The 18,484-nt window shown below is 70.7% G+C and carries 19 protein-coding genes; 6 read left to right on the forward strand and 13 right to left on the reverse strand.

What is annotated here, in order from left to right; translation table 11 throughout:
- Positions 1-4 precede the first annotated feature (4 nt).
- The 4 genes from ACIA77_RS25325 to ACIA77_RS25340 are packed head-to-tail and all read right to left on the reverse strand — an operon-like array spanning position 5 to position 3,070.
- Positions 5-409 (reverse strand): VanZ family protein, encoded by a 405-nt coding sequence (locus tag ACIA77_RS25325; RefSeq protein WP_395888440.1) that lies wholly within the window; start codon positions 407-409, stop codon positions 5-7.
- A gap of 42 nt (positions 410-451) precedes the next feature.
- The gene (locus tag ACIA77_RS25330) at positions 452-1,858 is read right to left on the reverse strand and encodes an LCP family protein (protein ID WP_395888441.1); all 1,407 of its coding nucleotides are present in this window, start codon (positions 1,856-1,858) and stop codon (positions 452-454) included.
- A 55-nt stretch (positions 1,859-1,913) separates the two neighbouring features.
- Positions 1,914-2,657 carry an SDR family NAD(P)-dependent oxidoreductase gene (locus tag ACIA77_RS25335; RefSeq protein ID WP_395888442.1) on the reverse strand — a complete coding sequence of 248 codons (744 nt, stop codon included), beginning with the start codon at positions 2,655-2,657 and terminating at the stop codon, positions 1,914-1,916.
- Entirely contained in the window at positions 2,654-3,070 is a 417-nt protein-coding gene (locus tag ACIA77_RS25340) for a VOC family protein (RefSeq protein WP_395888443.1), read from the reverse strand. Before ACIA77_RS25340 ends, ACIA77_RS25335 begins: the two co-directional genes overlap by 4 nt.
- A 67-nt stretch (positions 3,071-3,137) precedes the next feature.
- On the opposite strand from ACIA77_RS25340, the gene ACIA77_RS25345 reads away from it, so the two are divergent.
- Positions 3,138-3,806 (forward strand): GntR family transcriptional regulator, encoded by a 669-nt coding sequence (locus ACIA77_RS25345; protein WP_395888444.1) that lies wholly within the window; start codon positions 3,138-3,140, stop codon positions 3,804-3,806.
- Here ACIA77_RS25345 and ACIA77_RS25350 read toward each other — a convergent pair.
- The 5 genes from ACIA77_RS25350 to ACIA77_RS25370 form a co-directional block, all read right to left on the reverse strand.
- Complete coding sequence (locus tag ACIA77_RS25350; RefSeq protein WP_395888445.1) at positions 3,803-5,074, reverse strand: MFS transporter; 1,272 nt, start codon at positions 5,072-5,074, stop codon at positions 3,803-3,805. The two genes, ACIA77_RS25345 and ACIA77_RS25350, sit on opposite strands and share 4 nt — an antisense overlap.
- Positions 5,071-5,604 (reverse strand): ArsR/SmtB family transcription factor, encoded by a 534-nt coding sequence (locus ACIA77_RS25355; protein ID WP_395888446.1) that lies wholly within the window; start codon positions 5,602-5,604, stop codon positions 5,071-5,073. The genes ACIA77_RS25350 and ACIA77_RS25355 overlap by 4 nt, the downstream gene beginning before the upstream one ends.
- A gap of 84 nt (positions 5,605-5,688) precedes the next feature.
- Positions 5,689-6,330, reverse strand: coding sequence for a lipoyl(octanoyl) transferase LipB (gene lipB / locus ACIA77_RS25360; protein ID WP_395888447.1), 642 nt, complete (start codon positions 6,328-6,330; stop codon positions 5,689-5,691).
- A 244-nt stretch (positions 6,331-6,574) separates the two neighbouring features.
- A complete protein-coding gene (locus ACIA77_RS25365; RefSeq protein ID WP_395888448.1) occupies positions 6,575-6,712 on the reverse strand; it encodes a hypothetical protein in 138 nt (45 codons plus the stop codon).
- A complete protein-coding gene (locus tag ACIA77_RS25370; RefSeq protein WP_395888449.1) occupies positions 6,712-8,064 on the reverse strand; it encodes an OFA family MFS transporter in 1,353 nt (450 codons plus the stop codon). The genes ACIA77_RS25365 and ACIA77_RS25370 overlap by 1 nt, the downstream gene beginning before the upstream one ends.
- A 112-nt stretch (positions 8,065-8,176) precedes the next feature.
- Between ACIA77_RS25370 and fdhD the strand changes: the two genes are divergently transcribed.
- The gene (gene fdhD, locus ACIA77_RS25375; protein WP_395888450.1) at positions 8,177-9,001 is read left to right on the forward strand and encodes a formate dehydrogenase accessory sulfurtransferase FdhD; all 825 of its coding nucleotides are present in this window, start codon (positions 8,177-8,179) and stop codon (positions 8,999-9,001) included.
- 10 nt (positions 9,002-9,011) lie between these two features.
- Here fdhD and ACIA77_RS25380 read toward each other — a convergent pair whose 3' ends face one another.
- Complete coding sequence (locus tag ACIA77_RS25380; protein WP_395888451.1) at positions 9,012-10,370, reverse strand: carotenoid oxygenase family protein; 1,359 nt, start codon at positions 10,368-10,370, stop codon at positions 9,012-9,014.
- 166 nt (positions 10,371-10,536) lie between these two features.
- On the opposite strand from ACIA77_RS25380, the gene ACIA77_RS25385 reads away from it, so the two are divergent.
- Positions 10,537-11,421 carry an alpha/beta hydrolase gene (locus ACIA77_RS25385; protein WP_395888452.1) on the forward strand — a complete coding sequence of 295 codons (885 nt, stop codon included), beginning with the start codon at positions 10,537-10,539 and terminating at the stop codon, positions 11,419-11,421.
- A 9-nt stretch (positions 11,422-11,430) separates the two neighbouring features.
- On the opposite strand, the gene ACIA77_RS25390 is transcribed toward ACIA77_RS25385, so the two are convergent.
- Positions 11,431-12,489, reverse strand: a complete 1,059-nt coding sequence (locus ACIA77_RS25390; RefSeq protein ID WP_395888453.1) for an AsnC family transcriptional regulator — start codon at positions 12,487-12,489, stop codon at positions 11,431-11,433.
- Positions 12,490-12,592: 103 nt separating this feature from the next.
- On the opposite strand from ACIA77_RS25390, the gene ACIA77_RS25395 reads away from it, so the two are divergent.
- The 3 genes from ACIA77_RS25395 to ACIA77_RS25405 are packed head-to-tail and all read left to right on the forward strand — an operon-like array spanning position 12,593 to position 15,881.
- Positions 12,593-14,194: an amidohydrolase gene (locus ACIA77_RS25395; RefSeq protein WP_395888454.1), complete on the forward strand. Its 1,602-nt coding sequence runs from the start codon at positions 12,593-12,595 to the stop codon at positions 14,192-14,194.
- Positions 14,191-14,439: a DUF3311 domain-containing protein gene (locus ACIA77_RS25400; RefSeq protein WP_395888455.1), complete on the forward strand. Its 249-nt coding sequence runs from the start codon at positions 14,191-14,193 to the stop codon at positions 14,437-14,439. The genes ACIA77_RS25395 and ACIA77_RS25400 overlap by 4 nt, the downstream gene beginning before the upstream one ends.
- Entirely contained in the window at positions 14,439-15,881 is a 1,443-nt protein-coding gene (locus tag ACIA77_RS25405) for a sodium:solute symporter family protein (RefSeq protein WP_395888456.1), read from the forward strand. The genes ACIA77_RS25400 and ACIA77_RS25405 overlap by 1 nt, the downstream gene beginning before the upstream one ends.
- 517 nt (positions 15,882-16,398) lie before the next feature.
- On the opposite strand, the gene ACIA77_RS25410 is transcribed toward ACIA77_RS25405, so the two are convergent.
- Together ACIA77_RS25410 and clpX are read right to left on the reverse strand one after the other, a co-directional pair.
- Positions 16,399-16,815 carry a hypothetical protein gene (locus ACIA77_RS25410; RefSeq protein WP_395888457.1) on the reverse strand — a complete coding sequence of 139 codons (417 nt, stop codon included), beginning with the start codon at positions 16,813-16,815 and terminating at the stop codon, positions 16,399-16,401.
- A gap of 77 nt (positions 16,816-16,892) precedes the next feature.
- On the reverse strand, positions 16,893-18,188 hold the full coding sequence (gene clpX, locus ACIA77_RS25415) for an ATP-dependent Clp protease ATP-binding subunit ClpX (protein ID WP_395888458.1): 1,296 nt from the start codon (positions 18,186-18,188) through the stop codon (positions 16,893-16,895).
- Between the last annotated feature and the right edge of the window lie 296 nt (positions 18,189-18,484).

Consider the following 18,484-nt stretch of genomic DNA (forward strand, 5'->3'; position numbering starts at 1 on the left):
CCGGTCACGCGCGCTGCTTCGCGCGTGACCGGACCGCCGCGGCGACGGCGACGGCGACCCCGAGCGCGGAACCGAGGGTGTTGAGCAGCACGTCGTCGACGTCCGCGCTACGCCCGACGAAGTACTGCGCTGTTTCGATGGCGGCCGAGAACCCGGCGAGCACGGGGACGATCGCGGCGCGCCGTCGCGTGGCGAATGCGGCGAGGAACCCGAGCGGTACGAAGAGCAGCACGTTGCCGGCGTTGTTGAGCACCCCGATCGGTGCGCGGACGTTCACGGCCTCGTCGACGATCCCCGCGAACGGCACCAGGTTCACGTTCTCGGGCGGCACTAGGTGCCCCGGCCACAGCGTCACCACGAGCACCGCGAACACGGCGACGGCGAGCAGTGCGCGGGCCCGTGATCGCATCGGTCCAGTCAACCAGGACCGGGCTCCCGGCCCGGCGCCGGATCAGTCCACGCAGTTCTGGCCCGCCGAGGTGATCGGCTGGTCCCCCGCGCCGGGCGCCGCGCCGCCACCACCCGTGCTCGTGCCGGGGCCGGCGTAGACCTCACCGAGGACGACTTCGATGTGGCCGGGCGGCACGTCGGCGGATTCCGCGGTGGCGAGGCCCCCCAGGAGCTTCGCCACCGCCGCGCCCTGGGTGGCCAGCGCCGAACCGTAACGCACCAGCGAGGTCCGGCGTGGCGTCGTGTTGCCGGTCTTGCCCGGAGCGAAACCCTTGTCCTTCAACACATCCGAAACGCGCGAGGCCAGACCCGCCGAGTCGCCCGCGTTGGCGACGTCGACGACCGGGCCCGCCGGCGGGGCCGGCGCGGCACCGATGAGCCCCGCGGCGAACGCCTTGACCTGGGCGGGATCCACCTGCACCGCCGTCGCCCGGGGGTTCGTCTTGCTGTAGCGGTAGTCGGGGTTCACGACGGGGATCGTCGTGAACTGGATGCCACCGCCCGAAATGCCGCGCAGCTGTCCGATGAAGTCGAGCAGGTTCCAGGAATCGTCGAGGACCACGGACTTCTTCACGGCGTCGATGAGCGCGTCGAGCTTGCCGGGATTGGCGAGCGTGCCGGCCGAAAGCACCTGGTGCGCCAGCGACGCGAGGAACACCTGCTGCCGGCGCATGCGGCCGAAGTCCGTGCCCTTGACGCCGTCGCGCTGGCGGACGAAGGCGAGCGCGTCCGCGCCCGAGATCTTCTGCGGCCCCGCCGGGAAGTTCGCGCCCGAGTTGAGATCTTTCGTCGCGTTGTTGAGGCAGACCTCGACGCCGCCGACCGCGTTGCTGATGTCGTAGAAGCTCAGCAGGTTCACCTCGGCGAAGTGGTCGATCGTCACGCCGGTGAGGTCCTCCACCGCCTGCCGCGTGGCGCGGCGGGCGGCGGTGAGCGACTCCTGCTCGACCTCGTTCTTGTCGGTCTCGCCCGCAGCGCGCAGTTTCGAAGCCTCCAGGGCCTTTCCGTGTCCGTACGCGGCGTTGATCTTGCCCTTGTCGCCGCCGGGCAGCGTCACGTACGAGTCGCGCGGGATCGAGAAGGCTTTCACGGTCTGCGTGCCGTTCGGGATCCGCAGCACGATCAGGGTGTCGGTGAGGTCGTCGCCGTTGGGCCCGGCCCTCAGTTCGCGCAGGACGTCCGCCGGTAGTGGGTTGCCCCGGTTGTCGGTGCGTGAGTCGCGGCCGACCAGCAGGATGTCGAGCGAGCCGTCGGCCGGCTGCTCACCCGGGGCGGGTTCCTTGCCCGCGTCGATCACGCTGCTGCGCGTGACGTCGTCGAGCGAACTCAGCGTCGTGTAGCCGTACGCCGTGCCGGTGAACACCACGAACGCCAGCGCCGAGACGACGATCTTCCCTGCGATCCGCACGCCCTACCGACGTTTTCGCACCCCGGCTTGCTGCACGCGTGACCCAGTTCACACTTCAGCGCAGGTACGACGCCCCGTTCAGGTCGAGGATCGCGCCCGACGCCCACGTCGCCTCAGCCGAAGCCAGGTAGACGACGGCGCCGGCGATCTCCTCGGGCTCCGCCACCCGGCCGAACGGGCTCTGCTCCCGCACGGCGTCGGTGATCCGGTGCGCGACGCGTTCGGTCGCCGTGAACCCGGGCGCCACCGACGTCACCGAGATCCCGTGCGGCGCCAGCGCCACCGCGAGCGACTGGCCGAGCGCGTGCAGCGCGGCCTTGCTCGCGCCGTACGCGGGGTGTTCGGGTTCGCCGCGGAACGCGCCGCGCGAGCCGACGTTCACGATCCGCCCCGGCGCCCCGCGCGCGATGAGGTGGCGCGCGACGTGGAACGAGACGTTGGCCGCGCCGAGCAGGTTGACGTCGAGCGTGCGCCGCCAGACCTCTTGCCAGTGCGCGTAATCAACGCTCTCGACGGGTGTCGACGTCTCCGGCGTGGTGCCGACGGCGGCGTTGTTCACGAGCACGTCGACCCCGCCCAGCAGCTCCTCGGCGGTGTTCGCGATCCGTTGCGCCGCAGCGGGATCACCGAGATCACCGCCGACGACGACGTGTCCCTCGCCCGGGAGCGAGGCCAGCGTCTCCTCGGCCGCGGCGGCGTTCGATCCGAAGTGGACGGCCACCCGGTCTCCCCGGGCGGCGAAGGCGTGGGCGATCGCGCGGCCGATGCCGCGGGACCCGCCGGTGACGAGGACGTTCACTTCGCGAACAGCTGCGCTTCGTCGCGGAACGCCTTGAACTCCAGTGCGTTGCCGGCCGGGTCGTGCAGGAACATCGTCCACTGCTCCCCCGGCTCGCCGGCGAAGCGCTGGTACGGCTCGATCACGAACTCCGTGCCCGCGCCGCGCAGGCGGCCGGCGAGGTCGTGGAACGAGTCGACGTCGAGGACCAGGCCGAAGTGCGGCACCGGCACGTCGTGGCCGTCGACGGGGTTGCGGCCGGCTTCGGCGCGTGCGCCCGCCACCACGTGCGTGACGACCTGGTGGCCGTGGAAGTTCCAGTCGACCCACGCGTCCGCCGAACGGCCCTCCTCGAGCCCGAGCACGCCACCGTAGAACTCGCGGGCGCGGGCCAGGTCGTCGACCGGGATGGCGAGGTGGAACGCGGGGCGCATGGGCTCTCCTTCGCTGACGGGGTGCCCCCACCTTGAAGTGCTCATGTCCGAATGTCAACATTGACCGATGGACGCCACACCGCTGCGGAAGGCGGCGCGGCGCGGCCTGGCCGAGGAAGCGGCCGACCGCGTGCGCGACGCGATCTTCGCCGGCCACTTCCCGCCCGGCGCGCCGCTGCGCGAGGTCGAGCTCGCCACGTCGCTCGAGGTGAGCCGCGGCTCGGTGCGGGAGGGTCTCGCCCTGCTCGCCCGCGAGGGCCTCGTCCGCGGCGGCTGGCACCGCCCGACCACCGTCGTCGAGGTGACGCCCGAGGACGTTGAGGAGGTCTATTCCGTGCGCGCGGCGCTCGACCGCCTCGCAGCGACAACCGCCCGCGCCCACGCGTCCGCCGCCGATCTGACCGCTCTCGACGACCTCGTGGCCACCCTGGCGTCCGAAGTGGACGCCGGCGCGGCCGGCCCGCGGCTGCTGGCGCTCGACATCGCGTTCCACGACCGCGTCTACGAAGCCGCGGGCAACGGCAGGCTCACGCTGGCGTGGCACGCCGTGCGCTCGCAGGTGTTCCTGTTCCAGCTGCAGCGCGTGTCGCTCGGCCACTCGCAGTACCGCTCACGCGTCGTCGCGGAACACCGCGAACTGGCCGCGCTGATCCGCGCGGGCGACGTCGCCGAACTCGACCGCGTCGCCGCCGACCACGTCGGCTCGGCGCGGCGCCGGTTGCTGGCGGAACTCTAGGGGTCCACTGTGGACTCGCGGGATCGCGCCAGCGCCGCTTGCACCTTGGCGTTGCTCGTCATGCTCATCGTCACCACGGTCATCGTCAGCAGGACCACGCCGCCCGCCAGGTAGGGCGCCCGCAGGCCGGCCGCCGAAGCCAGCCAGCCGCCCAGCACCGCGCCCAGCGGACCCGCGGACAGCGCGACCAGCCGGGACGCGGCGGCGACGCGTCCCATCAGCCGGGCCGGCACGATCACCTGGCGCAGCGACCAGCCGAGCACCATCGTCGTCGCCATGCCGCAGCCGCACAGGGCGAACAGCGCGCCCGCCAGCCACGGGTTGCGCGCGAGCCCGAAGGCGAGCACCGACGCGCCCTCCACGACGGCCGTGAGCGTGAGCGCCGTGCCGGTGCCGATGAGCTTTTCGAGCGGCCCGGCCACGACCATCGCGCCCAGCAGCCCGCCGACGGCCTCGGCGGCGAGCAGGAAGCCGTAGCCGACCGCGGTGAGTCCCAGCGCGTCCCGCGCGAACAGCACCAGCACGGCCCTCACCGCGCCGAAGGCGAAATTGCCGACCGCCGGGCGCAACGCGAGGCCCAGCAACAACTTGTCGTGGACGACGTAGCGGAAACCCTCTCGCGCGTCGGCCCACACCGACGTGCTCGGCGCGCGTTCGGGAACCGGCGCCGGCGGCAAGGTCCGGATCAGCAGCGCGCTCAGCACGAACGACACCGCGTCGACCAGGAAGGGCACCGTCCGCGACAGCGAGAACAGGAAACTGCCCAGCGGCGGCCCGGCGAACTGCCCGGCGGCCGTCGACGCGCCGCGCAGGCGCCCGTTGGCGCGCCGCAGCAACGTCCGGTCGCGGCCCAGCAGGTCGGGCAAGTAGGCCTGCGAAGCGACCTCGAAGAAGAGCTGGCCCGTACCCGCGAGGAACGCCAGCGCCAGCAACGCCGGGATGCCCAGCAGCCCGAACGCGCCGGCCACCACCGTCAGCGTCAGCAACACCGCTTGCGCGAGGTCGGAAACCCACATCGTGCGCCGCCGGTCCCACCGGTCCACCAGCGCACCCGCCACGACGCCGACGACGAGGTGCGGCAGCACCATCGCCACGGACACCAGGCTGATCACCACGGGATCACTGCTGAGCGCGACGGCCAGCAGGGGCAACGCCGCCTGGTACGCGCCGTCGCCGAGCATCGAGATCGTGGCGGCGGACCAGAGCCGGGTGAACGCGGGCGGCAGCTTCGGCCGGAGCTGTTCACCCTGCGAAGAAATCGACGTCATCTCGCCGCCCCCTCGCCGGGCCGGAAGAACGCCACCGCCACCGTCGCCGCGGCTTCGCCGGGTTCGCGCGCCGCGTGCATCTCGTCTACCAGCTCGTTCAGGCGCTGTTCGAACTCGGCGAAGCGCGCTTCGCTCAGCCGCAGGTGGCTCATCCGCACCACGCGCGGCGAATCCTCCGGCGCGGTCGCGAGGTCGTCGATCGCGTGCTGCATCAGCACGTCCCGCTGTCCGGGCGCGGGGTCGGGCAGCGAGACGACCTTCGCCGCCATGCCGTAGTAGCGCTCGACGACGCCGCGCACCTTGTTGGTCCGGACCACTCGGATGAGCCCCGCGCGCTCCAGCACGCGCACGTGGTAGCTCGAACTGCCCTTCGCCAGCTCCAGCCGCGCGGCGATCTGCGTGATCGTCGCCGGCCCGTCGCGCAGCACGGCGAGCACGCGGTGGCGCACGAGATTGCTGACCGCACGCAGTTGTTCGGTCGTCCGCACGTGGACGGTCTCGTCCGGCGGTACGTAGTCATCCCCAGTCACGAGAGCAATGGTCAACGACTCTTGACCATTTGTCCAGTGATTAACCGGGACACCGCCGGCTGCTGGTCCGGACCACGCCGACCGTCAAGCTGCCCCGAGTGCCGCCGCAACAGCGGCTCGCACCGCTGCCTCGGCGGGGACGGGCTTTCCCTCTGCGGCGGCCGTTTCCGCGAGTGAGGTCATGGCCACCCCGGGCAGCCCGCAGGCGGTGAAGGCCGTGAACGCCGCCAGGTCGGGCGAGATGTTGAGCGCAAACCCGTGGCTCGTCACGCCGCCGCGAATCCGCATCCCGATCGAGGCGACTTTCCGGTGTTCTGACAGCCAGACTCCGACCAAGCTCTGTGCTCCGGGCGGGGTGTCGAAGCGAACCGCCGGGAAGCCGAGCGAGTCCAACGCGGTGATCAAGCCCTGCTCCAGCCAGCGCACGACGTCCCCCGGCCCGCGCTCACGCAGGTTCATCACCAGGTAGCCGATCAGCTGTCCCGGATCGTGAAAGGTCGCCTGGCCACCACGGTCGACCTCGACCAGGGGAACCGTGGTCTCGCGGGGCAGTTCGTGACGCGGGGTCCGCGCGCTGTAGGTGATGACCGGCGGGTGGGTGAGCAACACCAGCCGATCCGCGATCAAGCCCTCCCGGCGCTGCCGGACCCAGGTTTCCATCTGCGCAACAGCCTGAAGGTACGGAACTTCCCCCAGGTCGACGCGTTCCAGCTTGCCCTCACCCACGGTCAGCCCTCTCCGCGAAACCCGCATCCTCGACCACCAGAGTCCTGCGGACACTGCCGCCGGCACCAGACTAGCCACGACGACGACCTCAACCGGATCGGCTGAGGTACAGCGAAGTCGGCGACCAAGCCGGCGAACGCGGCGAAGGCCGCGACCGCCGGCGCGTCCTGCGCCCGCGGTCGCGGCCCTCGTCACCCGGCCTTCAGTGGATCCGGAGGTTCCCACTCATCGGAACAGGCTGGACTCAGCCGCCGAAGAGGTCGATGACCTTCAGGATCAGCTCGTACACGCCGTACACGAACGGCACCAGCACCCACAACCAGGCGATGACCAGGAGCACGGTGCGCCCGGCCGACCGGCCTTCGACGTCGGGTGAACTCATCACGCCTCACTCCCCACCTGGGTGCTGCCCACGGGCTCGTGGAACTTGGCCTTGACCGGCCGCACGAACTCGTTGGCGATGAAGCCGACCACGAGCAGGCCGATCATGATGTAGAACGACGTCGAGTAGAGGTCCGGACCGGTCTTGCCGGCGGCCTTCTCGCTGTCGGCGATGCCGTCGACGATCAGCGGCCCGAGCACACCGGCGACCGACCACGCGGTGAGCAGCCGGCCGTGGATCGCGCCGACCTGGTAGTTGCCGAACAGGTCCTTCAGGTACGCGGGCAGCGTCGAGAAACCGCCGCCGTAGAAGGAGAGGATCAGCATCGCGCAGAGCACGAACAGCAGCTTCGACGAGTTGGTGGTGAGCGCGATGATCAGGTACAGCACGGCGCCCACACCGAGGTAGAAGCGGTAGATGTTCTTGCGCCCCACCGCATCCGAGACCGTCGACCAGACGAACCGGCCCAGCATGTTGGTGAGCGAGAGCATCGCGACGAAGCCCGCGGCGGCCGCGGTGCCGACCGGCGTCGCGGTGGTCTTGAAGAAGTCCGTGATCATCGGCGCGGCCTTCTCCAGGATGCCGATGCCCGCGGTCACGTTGAGGCAGAGCACGATCCACAGGCACCAGAACTGCGGGGTCTTCAGCGCGTTGGCCGCCGACACGTTGTGCGTGGAGATGAGCGTCTTGCTCTCGTCGACCTTCGGCTCCCAGCCCGCGGGCTTCCAGCCGTCGGCCGGCACGCGCACGAGCAGGACACCCATCGTCATGAACACCGCGTAGACGATGCCGTGGATCAGGAACGCGACGGCGATGTCGCTCGCGGTCGGCGCGGTGCCGAGCATCGCGGACGACCACGGCGACGCGATGAGCGCGCCACCGCCGAAGCCCATGATCGCGATGCCGGTCGCCATGCCCGGCCGGTCGGGGAACCACTTGATCAGCGTCGACACCGGTGAGATGTAGCCGATGCCGAGCCCGATGCCACCGATGCCGCCGTAACCGACGACCACCAGCCAGAACTGGCCGGTCGCGACACCGAGCGCCGAGATCAGGAAGCCGGCGCCGAAGCAGATCGTGGCGACGAACATGGCCCAGCGCGGGCCGTTCTTCTCCACGAGCGTGCCGCCGAACGCGGCGGACAGGCCGAGCATCACGATCCCGAGCTGGAACGGCAGCCCGGACTCAGTGCCCGACAGGTGCATGGTCTTCTCGAGCGGAGTTTTGAATACACTCCAGGCGTAGGCTTGACCGATCGACAGGTGTATCGAGAGCGCGGCAGGTGGGACCAACCAACGGGTCCAGCCGGGCGGTGCGACGATACGAGAGCGGGCCAGGAAGCCGAGGGCCATCGTCAGACTCCTCCGAACTGTGAGGTGATGCAGGGAATGTATTACTTGTTCCCTGACGTTGCACCATGTGGGTGTCGCAGATCGACTTCAATGGCCGTTGAAAGGTGTCCCGATGGGCAGAGTGACCGTGCGCAGGCCGGTCCGGCACATCTCCGCGACCGGTGAACGCCGCCGCCCCGACTCGCTGGCGGCGGAGGAACCGCTGGAGATCCGCGTCGGCGGCAAGGCACTCGCCGTGACGATGCGCACGCCGGGTCACGACGTCGAGCTCGCACACGGATTCCTGTTGTCGGAAGGTGTGCTCGGCTCCCGCGAGGACATCGCGGCGGCGCGGTACTGCGACGGCGTCGACGACCAGGGCCGCAACACCTACAACGTGCTCGATGTGACACTCGCACCCGGAGTCGCACCACCGGAAACCGGTGTGGAGCGGAACTTCTACACCACCTCATCGTGTGGCGTCTGCGGCAAAGCCGCGCTCGACGCCGTGAAGCTGAAGAGCCGCTTCTCCCCCGCCGAGTCGACCTTCGAGGTCAAGACCGACGTGCTGGCGGAGCTGCCGGACACGTTGCGGGACAAGCAGAAGGTCTTCAAGTCCACGGGCGGGCTGCACGCGGCGGCCCTGTTCACCCCGGACGGTGAACTGGCAGTGGTGCGCGAGGACGTCGGCCGGCACAACGCCGTGGACAAGGTGCTCGGCTGGGCCCTGCAGGACGGCCGGATCCCCGCGCCCCACTTGGGGTTGCTGGTCTCCGGCCGCGCCTCCTTCGAGCTCGTGCAGAAGGCCGCCATGGCGGGTATCGGCCTGCTCGCCGCCGTGTCCGCTCCGTCCTCTTTGGCCGTTGAACTGGCCGAGGAGAACGGCATGACGCTCATCGGTTTCCTGCGCGGCGACAGCATGAACCTCTACACCGGCGACCAGCGGGTGCTCGTCTAGATCGGCCGGCTCAGCCGACCGGGACCCAGTTTCCGTGGAAGCCGTGCGGCACGCGGTCGGGCAGGTGCACGGCGGCCACGGTTTCCAGCGTCGCCGCGTCGAGCAGCGTCAGATCGCTGCGCTGGGTGGCCGCGTCGAAGACGAATCCCATGAGCACGCCGTCGTCTTCGGCAGCGTCCACACGGGACGGGACGAACACGAACTCGCCCGGCACCCGGCCGGGACCGAAGGTGTGCCGTTCGAGACTGCCCTTGTGCAGGTCGTGTTTGTGCAGCGCGCCGGTGAGCCGCGATTCGCCGTCGACGGCCACCGCGTAGCCGTAGCGGTGGGCGCGGCCGACGAGCCGTTCGTCGACGCGCGGGAACTCCTGGCCGTGGTCGTCGAGCCGCTCCTCGAGCACCTTGCCCGCGGCGAGGTCGACGGTCCAGCGGTCGAGCGTCGGCAGTCCTTCGGCCGGGCCGTGCAGCGCGCGGTCGAACACGCGGGGGTGACGCACGACGTCGAGCACGACGCGGTGACCGTCGTCGTAGGCGTTGAGCGGGTGGAAGACGTAACACGGCTCGACGTCGAACCAGCGCACGTCGCCGTTGCCGCCCTCGCGCGGCAGCACGCCGACCCGCGCCGGGTAGTCCTCGTTCCACCGGTACGGCAATGAGCTGACGCCGCGGCCGGTCCGCGCCGTCAGCGGGTCGGGCACGTCGACGTGCGCCGGAGCCTGGTGCGGGTCGAACGTGACGGGCAGGTCGTAGAACACGACGTGTTTTTCGGTGAGCGAGAAATCGTGCATCATCGGTGCCCCGGTGACCTCGATGTCGAGCACGCGCCGGGCGCGGCCGTCGGTGCCGATCACCGAGTACTGCACGCGGTTGCCGACGCCGAAGCGGTACGACACGGCGTGGAGTTCACCGGTGCGCGGGTCGCGCTTCGGGTGGGCCGTGTAGCCGCCGGGGAGCGTGCCGTCGAAGTCGCACTGGCCGACGGTGTCGAGTTCCTCGGTGAGCTCGTAGGCGGGCAGTCCGCCTTCGATCAGGGCGAGCGTGCGGCCGGCGTGGCCGATCACGTTGGTGTTGGCGCCGATGCCCGTGTTGGGGGCTTCGGGCGCCTCGCCGAGCAGGCCCGCGACGTGCGGCGTACGGATCCAGCGGTTGCGGTACCACTCGGCGCGGCCGTCGCGCAGGCGGACGCCGTGAACCATGCCGTCGCCGAGGAACCAGTGGTACGTGTCCTCGTCGGCGGCCAGCGGGTTGGGCCCGTTGCGCAGGTAGCGGCCGTCGAGGAAGTCGGGCAGGTGGCCGGTGACCTCGAGCCGCGTGGCGGTGTGCTCGCGGGTGACGGGGGCGAAGTTGTCCTCGAGGAACTGGTTGGTCATCGTGGCTCCTTCCGTAACACTGTTATTCATTGATAACACGGTTACGGAACGATTCGCAAGGGGTCGGGGCTGGCGCCGTATTCACGGACGCAGCACCATGGCGGTGGCCGAGGCAACGCTTCGCGACGAAGCCGCGTCCTTCTTGTGGATCTTTCCGGGAGGCCGGGTGAACCAACGGGTCAGCCGCCGCTCGGTGCTCTTCGCGGGCACCGCCGCGCTCGGCGTCGCCGGACTCGCGGCCGCGACGGCCGCGGGCGTCACGCCGCTGGGCGAGGCGCTGCGAGCGGCGGGCGTGACGGTCGGGTCGCCCCAAGTCGGGTTCACCCGCGTGGAGCGGGTGTTCTCAGCCGCGCGCGGGCGGATGGTGGACCTGGTGTTCCTGTTGCCGGGCAAGTACCCGCCGGCGGGCCTGCCGATGTCGCTGATGCTGCACGGGCTGCACGGCGGCGCCCGCTACGCCGCCCCCAGCGGACTGGTGAAGCAGCTGGCCACCGACGTCGGCCGCGGGGTCGTGCCCGCCCACGGCTACGTCGCCGTCGACGGCGGCGACAACTACTGGCACGAGGTCCACCACGGCGACGACCCCATGGCCATGCTGCTGGAAGAAGTCCCCCGTTGGCTGGCCGCGCGCAACCTCGCCGGCCCGCACGGCCTCCCGTTCGCCTGCGCGGGCGTCTCCATGGGCGGCTTCGGGGCCATGGTCTACGGCCGCCGCCGCGTCGAACGCCGCCAGCCCCCCGAAGCCGTCGCGGCCATCTCCCCCGCGTTGATCACGTCCTGGCCGGAGATGGCCAAGCGCCACATCTTCACGGGCCGGCTGGACTGGACGTCGCTCGACCCGCTGCGCCACCTCACCGCCCTGCGCGGCGTGCCCACCGCCCTCTGGTGTGGCACGGAGGACTCCTTCATCACCGGCGTGCGGCGCTACATCGCGGCCACCCACCCCGCCGTCGGCTACACCGCGAAGGGGATCCACAGCGACACGTTCTTCCACTCGGTGGTGCCGAACCTGGTGAGTTTCGTGGGGAAGCACGTGCCCCGCGCGGTGTAGGCCCGCCGATCAGTTCGCGACCGGCGTCGGGGCGTGGGGGAAGCGTCCGAGCTCCGGGCGGTTGGTCCAGACGTTCATCGGCACGTACGCGACCCGGCGCCCCGCCCGGTCCAGGAGGCGGCCGAACCGCTTGACGGGAGCCAGGACCACGGACCGCTCGGTGACGACGAAGCCGGGCGCGCACGCCGACAGCGTCAACTCCAGGAGCGGGACGTCGGCGACGTCACGCACCCAGGACACCACGTGCACGTTGCTCGATCCCGTGGTCGCCTCGCAGGACCGCGTGGACGGGAGGGCGCAGATCGCCGCCGCGGCGCGGGCCAGGTGCTCGGCCGGGCAGCCGGCGGTGAAGCTGACCTGCACCGGCCAGCCCGCCGCGGGGCCGGCGACCTCGCAGCGGACCTGGAGCGTGCCGTCGCGCATCATCCGGCGCCGGCGGCGGCGCGCCGTGGCCGCGCTGGTGCCGGTGCGTTCCGCGAGCTCGTTCGCCGAACAGCGGGGCCGGGGGCCGAGGACGGCCAGCATCGACCACTCCTCCGGCCCGAACGGCGCGCCGTCGCCGACCGGATCGGGGTGCAATGCCGTCAGCCGCGCCGCCTGTTCCCGGGTCAGCGCGTCGAGCCGCCACCGCCTGCCGTCCTCGAACCTGCGGGTGATCACCGTGGTGCGCACGTCGCGCACACCCGGCAGCCGCGCCAGGCGCCCGTTGACGTACCCGGCCAGCTGCTCGAGATCGACGGCGCCGACCCGCAGCGCCAGATCGGCGTCGCCGTCGACCACGTCGACGCTGTTGGCGTGCGTGTCCGCGGCGATCTCCGCGGCCAGCCGCCAGGTGTCCGCGGCCCGGCAGCGCACGCTCACCGCGGCCCGGCACAGCCGGTCGCGCCGCGGGTAGTAGCCGACCAGCCAGCTCAACCCGGCCTGTTCCATCCGCGCCCACCGCCGGGCCACCGTCGTGTGGTCCACCCGCAGCACGTCGGCGATGGCCTGCCACGGCGCCAGCGGCGCGATCTGCAACGCGTGCAGGATCGAAAGGTCGAGCTCCCCCAAGGAGGTCCGTTCGTGCATCGGCGACCGCCATCCTGATCGGAACGTGCAATTCGCGATGGCCGACCTTAGGCGGTGCGACATTACCGGTCTGTTTCCGTCCCACAACACCAAGGAGTGCGGGATGCCGATCGGTCCTGCCGCGCAGATCTTCACCGCCGGGGTCGTCCACGCGATGACCGAACCGGATCCCCCGGCGTTCGCGACGCTGGGGGAATGGATCGTGGCGACCGGTCCCCTCGCGGACTTGCGCGCGACTTTCCCGGCCGCCACGGTCCACGACTTCGGCGACCGCGTCCTCGTCCCCGGGTTCAACGACGCCCACCAGCACCCCAGCTCCGCGGCCGAGCAGCTGCTCAGCGTCGACCTCTCGCCCGGGGCCGTGTCTTCGCGCGCCGAGGTGCTGGCCGCGCTGCGCGAGCGGGCCGAGCGCACCCCGGCGGGCAGCTGGGTGCAGGGCAGCCGCTACGACCACACCAAGACCACCGGCGGCGTCGCCCTCACCCGCGACGAGCTCGACGCCGCTTGTCCCGGCCACCCCGTCTTCGTGTGGCAGATCGGGATGCACTGGGGCATCGGCAACACCGCCGCGCTGCGCGCCGCCGGCTACGACGAGGGCAGCAGCGCCCCCGGCGGCGGCACCCTCGGCCGCGACGAATCCGGGCGGCTGAACGGAATCCTCTACGAGCGGGCGATGGATCCGTTGCGCACCGGCGCGATTCCCCAGCCGACGCTGTCCGACACACTGCCCGCGCTGCGCCGCTACCTGACGATGATGCACGCGGCCGGCCTCACCTCGGTCGGCGATCTGCTCACGTCGGCGCGCGGCCTGCGCCTGCTGCAGGAGGCGCACGCGCGCGGCGAACTCACCCTGCGGGTCAACGCCGTCCTCGGCTACCCGCTCCTGCCGGCGCTGGAGGACCTGGGCCTGCGCACGGGGATCGGGGACACCGTGCTGCGGATCGGCGGGGTGAAGATGATCGCCGACGGGGCCGTCGCCGGCGGCACCTGCCTGCTGGAGGAGCCGTACGAGCACAGCCACTCCCACGGCATCCAGGCGATGTCCACCGAGGAGCTGCACGACCACGTCCGGCGGGTGCACGACGCCGGGAGCACCGCGTGCGTGCACGCCAACGGCGACCGCGCGATCGGGCTGGTGCTCGACGCGATCGAGGCCGCGCAGCGAGCCAACCCGCGGCCCGAGGCCCGGCACCGGGTCGAGCACTGCACGCTCGTCGACGCCGAACTCCTCAAGCGCATCAAGGCCCTCGGGGTCGTCGCGGTGCCGTTCGGCAGTTACGTCGCCTTCCACGGCGAGAAGCTGCCCGGCTACTACGGGGAGCGCGTCGGCCGGATGTTCGCGCACCGGGACCTGCTCGACGCCGGTGTCCCGACCGCCGGTTCCTCCGATTTCCCTTGTGGCCCCTACGAAGTCCTGCTCGCCCTGCGCAGCTGCGTCACCCGTGAGGCCGCCGACGGCACCGTGCTCGGCGCGCACCAGCGGATCAGCGCCCGGGAAGCGCTCGCCTTGTACACCACGGGTTCCGCATGCGCGGCGGGCGAAGAGAACCGCAAGGGCCGGCTCGCGCCCGGCATGCTGGCCGACTTCGTGGTCCTGGACGCCGATCCCCTCACCGTGGCGCCGCGCGAGCTGGCCGGGATCGGGGTCCGGCAGACCTGGGTCGGCGCGAACCGGGTGTGGGCTGCCGACGGGGAGGACGCGTGAAAGGAAGCGTCGCATCCCCGTTGATCGGGCTCGGCGTCCCGGCCGTCGCGCTCATCGTGGTGCTGCCGGCGATCGGGAACACCGCGATCACCGTGTTCGGCATCCCGCTGCTGTTCTTCTGGATCTTCCTCTGGATCCCGCTCACCAGCCTGTGCCTGTGGCTCAGCTGGCACTTCTTCGACCGGCACCGCCCCGACGAGGACGAGCCCGCCACCCCCGCCGAGCCGGACCGGAGGAGCGCCTGATGGACGTCTTCGTGTTCGCCTCGCTCATGGTCGCCTCGCTCGCGATCGCCGTGGCCACCAGGCTGGGCATGCGCCGCGTCGACGTGGCCCAGTTCCTCGTCGGCGGGCGCTCGTTCTCCGGCTGGCTGCTGTTCTTCCTGTCGGTCGGCGAGATCTACAGCATCGCCACCCTGCTCGGTTTCCCCGCCGGCATCTACGCGCAAGGCGCCGGCTACGGCATCTGGTTCATGGGGTACATCCTGCTGGCCTACCCGATCGGCTACTTCGCCGGTCCGCTGCTGTGGCGCGCGGCCAAGCGCTACGACGCGATGACGGTGCCCGACGTGATGCGCGCGCACTTCGGCAGCCGCGCGCTGGAGATCCTGGTGGCTGTCGCGACCGTCGGGTTCATGGTGCCGTACGCGCAGTTCCAGTTCGCCGGTCTGCACGCCGCGCTGGTGGCCACCGGCTTCGAACTGTCCGCGCGCACGACCGTGCTCGTGTCGGTGGTGCTCGCGCTGGTCTACGTGCTGCTCACCGGGATCAAGGCGCCCGCGATGATCTCCATCCTCAAGGACGTCGCCATGCTGGGCGCGGTCGCCGTGGTCGGCGTGTACGTCGTGGGCAAGAGCCACGGCACCGCGGCCCTGTTCTCCGCCGGCGCGAACACCGTGTCCGGCTCGCCGATGGTCTACGCGATCAGCACGATCGTCGTCCAGTCGATGACGTTCTACCTCGGGACCGGCGGCCTCGCCTTCGTCATCGCCGGCCGCTCGGAACGCACCGTACGGCGGACCATCGTGGTGCAGCCGCTGTACATGCTGATGTACCCGCTCCTGGTGTTCGCCGCCTACTTCAGCCGGTCGCACCTGAAGCTGGCCGACCCGAACCAAGCCTTCACCGCGGCCGCGGGGGCCACCGGCTCCGACGCGCTCGTCGGACTCGCCGCGGGCGCCGCGTCGCTGACCGGCCTGCTCCACCTCGCGGTGCTCGCGCTCGGCTTCGGCGGCGTGCTGTTCCGCAACCTGCTGCCCGCCGTGCGCCGCGACCGGCAGCGGATCGGGGTCACGCTCAGCGTGGCGGCGTTCCTCGTCCTCTCGGCGATCCTGGCGGTCACCGTGCAGAGCCTGATCCTGAACGTGCTCGCCTTCGCCTACGCCATCGGCGCCCAGGTCGTCCCGGCCTGGCTGGTCGTGCTGTTCGCCAAACGCGTCCCGGCCGCCTCCGTCTGCGCCGGCCTGATCTGCGGCCTGGCGCTGGCGCTGGGCCTGCAGGCGGCCGGTTTCGCCCAGGTCGCGGGCGTCAACCGCGGGCTCATCGCCCTGGCGCTCAACCTGCTGGTCGTGTTCGGTTCGGCCGCGGTCCTGCGCCGGATCCGCCCGGCGGCCGAACTGCACCCCGTCCGCCTGCGTCGGACCCGCCCGGCTGCGGCGGTGCCGGCGGAATCACCGAACGCGAGCTAGCAGTCGTGCCCTGTGAGGTTGTTGACGTGGATGAGCGGCGCGCCGAGTTGATCATGATTCAGACGGTGCCGGTGTCCGACGCCATCACCGATCACAACGGAGGTCTTCCTGTCTCACCGTAATGCCCGGTTGACCAGCACGGGCGCCCGTTGCTGAGGGAGCGTGTCCGCGCGGGCCGCCCCGTCACCCGCCTCGCCGCCGAGCCCGGCCTCGGGGCCCAGACCCGCTTCACCCGCCGCCACCGACCCAGAACAACGGCAACGCCGAACGCTTCAGCCCACACTCGACGAAGAATGGGCCCACCCCGAGCCCTTCACCAGTTCACGCCACCGAGCCCACACCCCCCGGATCCCGGCACCACTACGACCACCACCGAGCCCGCACCGCCCTCTACACGCGCCCAGCCATCGCCGGCCTCAACCACCGTCAGTTTTGGAGCAAGCGCACGCACGTCAACGGGCATGAAAAAACCTGAGCGCACCAGCGCCCAGGTTGTGCCGCGAGGTCCCGGCAACCGTCAGGAAGACACCCAGCGAGCCACGACCGACACCAGCCAGAAGCCGACCATCGTCGCCAGTGCGGTGAGCAGCGCCCACCGCAACTGGAGACGGCGGGTGTCCGCGGCGCGCAAGAACCGCAGGAAGTACCAGGCGAGCGCGAAGAGCGGGATCGGGATCAGCGGCAGCGCCGAGAGCCGCGTGGCGATCGCCACCAGGCACACCGCCGAGAACACCGCCAGGGTGATCGTGCCGGCGCGGTAGAGCCACGGGCACCGCCCCAGGATGGAGGCGACCACGCGCTCGCTCAGCTCGACGATGCCGACCGACGGGGTCAGCGGTCCGTCGGTCGGCTCGGTGGCCGGGGCGTCCGACGGCACGGCAGCGTCGGTCTTGGGGTGCTCCCCCGGGGCTCTGGTCAGCGGCACGGTTGTCATCCACTTCATTATCGCGCGTGCCGCGAACACCCTGGCGGCGGACTCCTGCAAACGGCTCACCCCGAGCGGTGAACGGCTCAGGCCGACTTCTCACCACGTTCGCTTCGGGTGCGCCGCGACGGCTGGCGCGCGACGATCGTCGGGTTCACGTTCTCGCGCACGGTCTGCTCGGTGATCACGACCTTGGCCACGTCGTCGCGGCTGGGGATGTCGTACATGACCGGCTGGAGGACTTCCTCCATGATCGCGCGGAGCCCGCGGGCACCCGTGCCGCGCAGCATCGCCTGGTCGGCGATGGCCTCGAGCGCCGTCTTGGTGAACTCGAGCTCCACGTTGTCCATCTCGAAGAGCTTCTTGTACTGCTTCACCAGGGCGTTGCGGGGCTGCGTGAGGATCGAGACCAGCGAGTCCTTGTCCAGGTGGTTCACCGTCGCGACCACCGGGAGGCGGCCGATGAACTCCGGGATCAGGCCGAACTTGATCAGGTCCTCGGGCATCGTCTCGGAGAAGACGTCGCTGCCCTCGATCTCGGCCTTGGTGCGGATCTCCGCGCCGAAACCGAGGCCGCGCTTGCCGACGCGCTCGTTGATGATCTTTTCCAGACCCGCGAACGCGCCGGCCACGATGAACAACACGTTCGTCGTGTCGATCTGGATGAACTCCTGGTGCGGGTGCTTGCGCCCGCCCTGCGGCGGCACCGACGCCGTGGTGCCCTCGAGGATCTTCAGCAGCGCCTGCTGCACGCCCTCGCCCGATACGTCGCGCGTGATCGACGGGTTCTCCGACTTGCGGGCGATCTTGTCGACCTCGTCGATGTAGATGATGCCCGTCTCGGCGCGCTTCACGTCGTAGTCGGCGGCCTGGATCAGCTTGAGGAGGATGTTCTCGACGTCCTCGCCGACGTAGCCCGCCTCGGTGAGCGCCGTGGCGTCCGCGATGGCGAACGGCACGTTGAGCAGCTTCGCCAGCGTCTGGGCCAGGTAGGTCTTGCCGGTACCCGTGGGGCCGAGCATCAGGATGTTGGACTTCGCGAGTTCGACGAGCTCGTCCTTGGAGTCCTTCGGCCCGGCCTTGTCGTCGGCCTGGATGCGCTTGTAGTGGTTGTACACCGCGACCGCGAGCGTCTTCTTCGCGTCGTCCTGGCCGATGATGTACTGCTCGAGGAACTCGTGGATGTCGGCGGGCTTCGGCAGCTCGTCGAGCTTCACGTCGCCGGCTTCGGCCAGCTCCTCTTCGATGATCTCGTTGCAGAGGTCGATGCACTCATCGCAGATGTAGACCCCGGGGCCGGCAATGAGCTTCTTCACCTGCTTCTGGCTCTTCCCGCAGAAAGAACACTTCAGCAGGTCGCCGCCGTCACCGATCCGTGCCATGGCCGTTGACCTCGTCCCCTCCGGCGCGCGGTTGCGCGCCTGACACCGTCTTGCCGCTCCGGTCTGAGCCCGACCGTCCCGGAGCTTCACGCACTGCCACTGACGGTACCTGGCCGAAGCCGCGAGCGGGAACACTCGGGCCCGTTCCGGGCACGTCAGAGTTCGACACTAGACCAGAGGGCCGGGGGGGGGGGGGGGGGGGGGCCCCCCCCGCCCCGGGATCAAAAAACCCAAACCCTTCCGGGCGGGCCGCCCACGTCGGGCCAACCGGGGGCCCGGGCGAGGGCGGGGGGGCG

Source organism: Amycolatopsis sp. NPDC051903, from assembly GCF_044452505.1.
In the GTDB taxonomy this organism is placed as follows: Bacteria; Actinomycetota; Actinomycetes; order Mycobacteriales; family Pseudonocardiaceae; genus Amycolatopsis.

Coding starts and splice junctions, on each gene's coding strand:
- ACIA77_RS25325 (WP_395888440.1), bottom strand. CDS start 409: ATGCGATCACGGGCCCGCGCACTGCTCGCCGTCGCCGTGTTCGCGGTG.
- ACIA77_RS25340 (WP_395888443.1), bottom strand. CDS start 3,070: ATGCGCCCCGCGTTCCACCTCGCCATCCCGGTCGACGACCTGGCCCGC.
- ACIA77_RS25345 (WP_395888444.1), top strand. CDS start 3,138: ATGGACGCCACACCGCTGCGGAAGGCGGCGCGGCGCGGCCTGGCCGAG.
- ACIA77_RS25350 (WP_395888445.1), bottom strand. CDS start 5,074: ATGACGTCGATTTCTTCGCAGGGTGAACAGCTCCGGCCGAAGCTGCCG.
- ACIA77_RS25365 (WP_395888448.1), bottom strand. CDS start 6,712: ATGAGTTCACCCGACGTCGAAGGCCGGTCGGCCGGGCGCACCGTGCTC.
- ACIA77_RS25370 (WP_395888449.1), bottom strand. CDS start 8,064: ATGGCCCTCGGCTTCCTGGCCCGCTCTCGTATCGTCGCACCGCCCGGC.
- fdhD (WP_395888450.1), top strand. CDS start 8,177: ATGGGCAGAGTGACCGTGCGCAGGCCGGTCCGGCACATCTCCGCGACC.
- ACIA77_RS25380 (WP_395888451.1), bottom strand. CDS start 10,370: ATGACCAACCAGTTCCTCGAGGACAACTTCGCCCCCGTCACCCGCGAG.
- ACIA77_RS25390 (WP_395888453.1), bottom strand. CDS start 12,489: ATGCACGAACGGACCTCCTTGGGGGAGCTCGACCTTTCGATCCTGCAC.
- ACIA77_RS25395 (WP_395888454.1), top strand. CDS start 12,593: ATGCCGATCGGTCCTGCCGCGCAGATCTTCACCGCCGGGGTCGTCCAC.
- ACIA77_RS25405 (WP_395888456.1), top strand. CDS start 14,439: ATGGACGTCTTCGTGTTCGCCTCGCTCATGGTCGCCTCGCTCGCGATC.
- ACIA77_RS25410 (WP_395888457.1), bottom strand. CDS start 16,815: ATGACAACCGTGCCGCTGACCAGAGCCCCGGGGGAGCACCCCAAGACC.
- clpX (WP_395888458.1), bottom strand. CDS start 18,188: ATGGCACGGATCGGTGACGGCGGCGACCTGCTGAAGTGTTCTTTCTGC.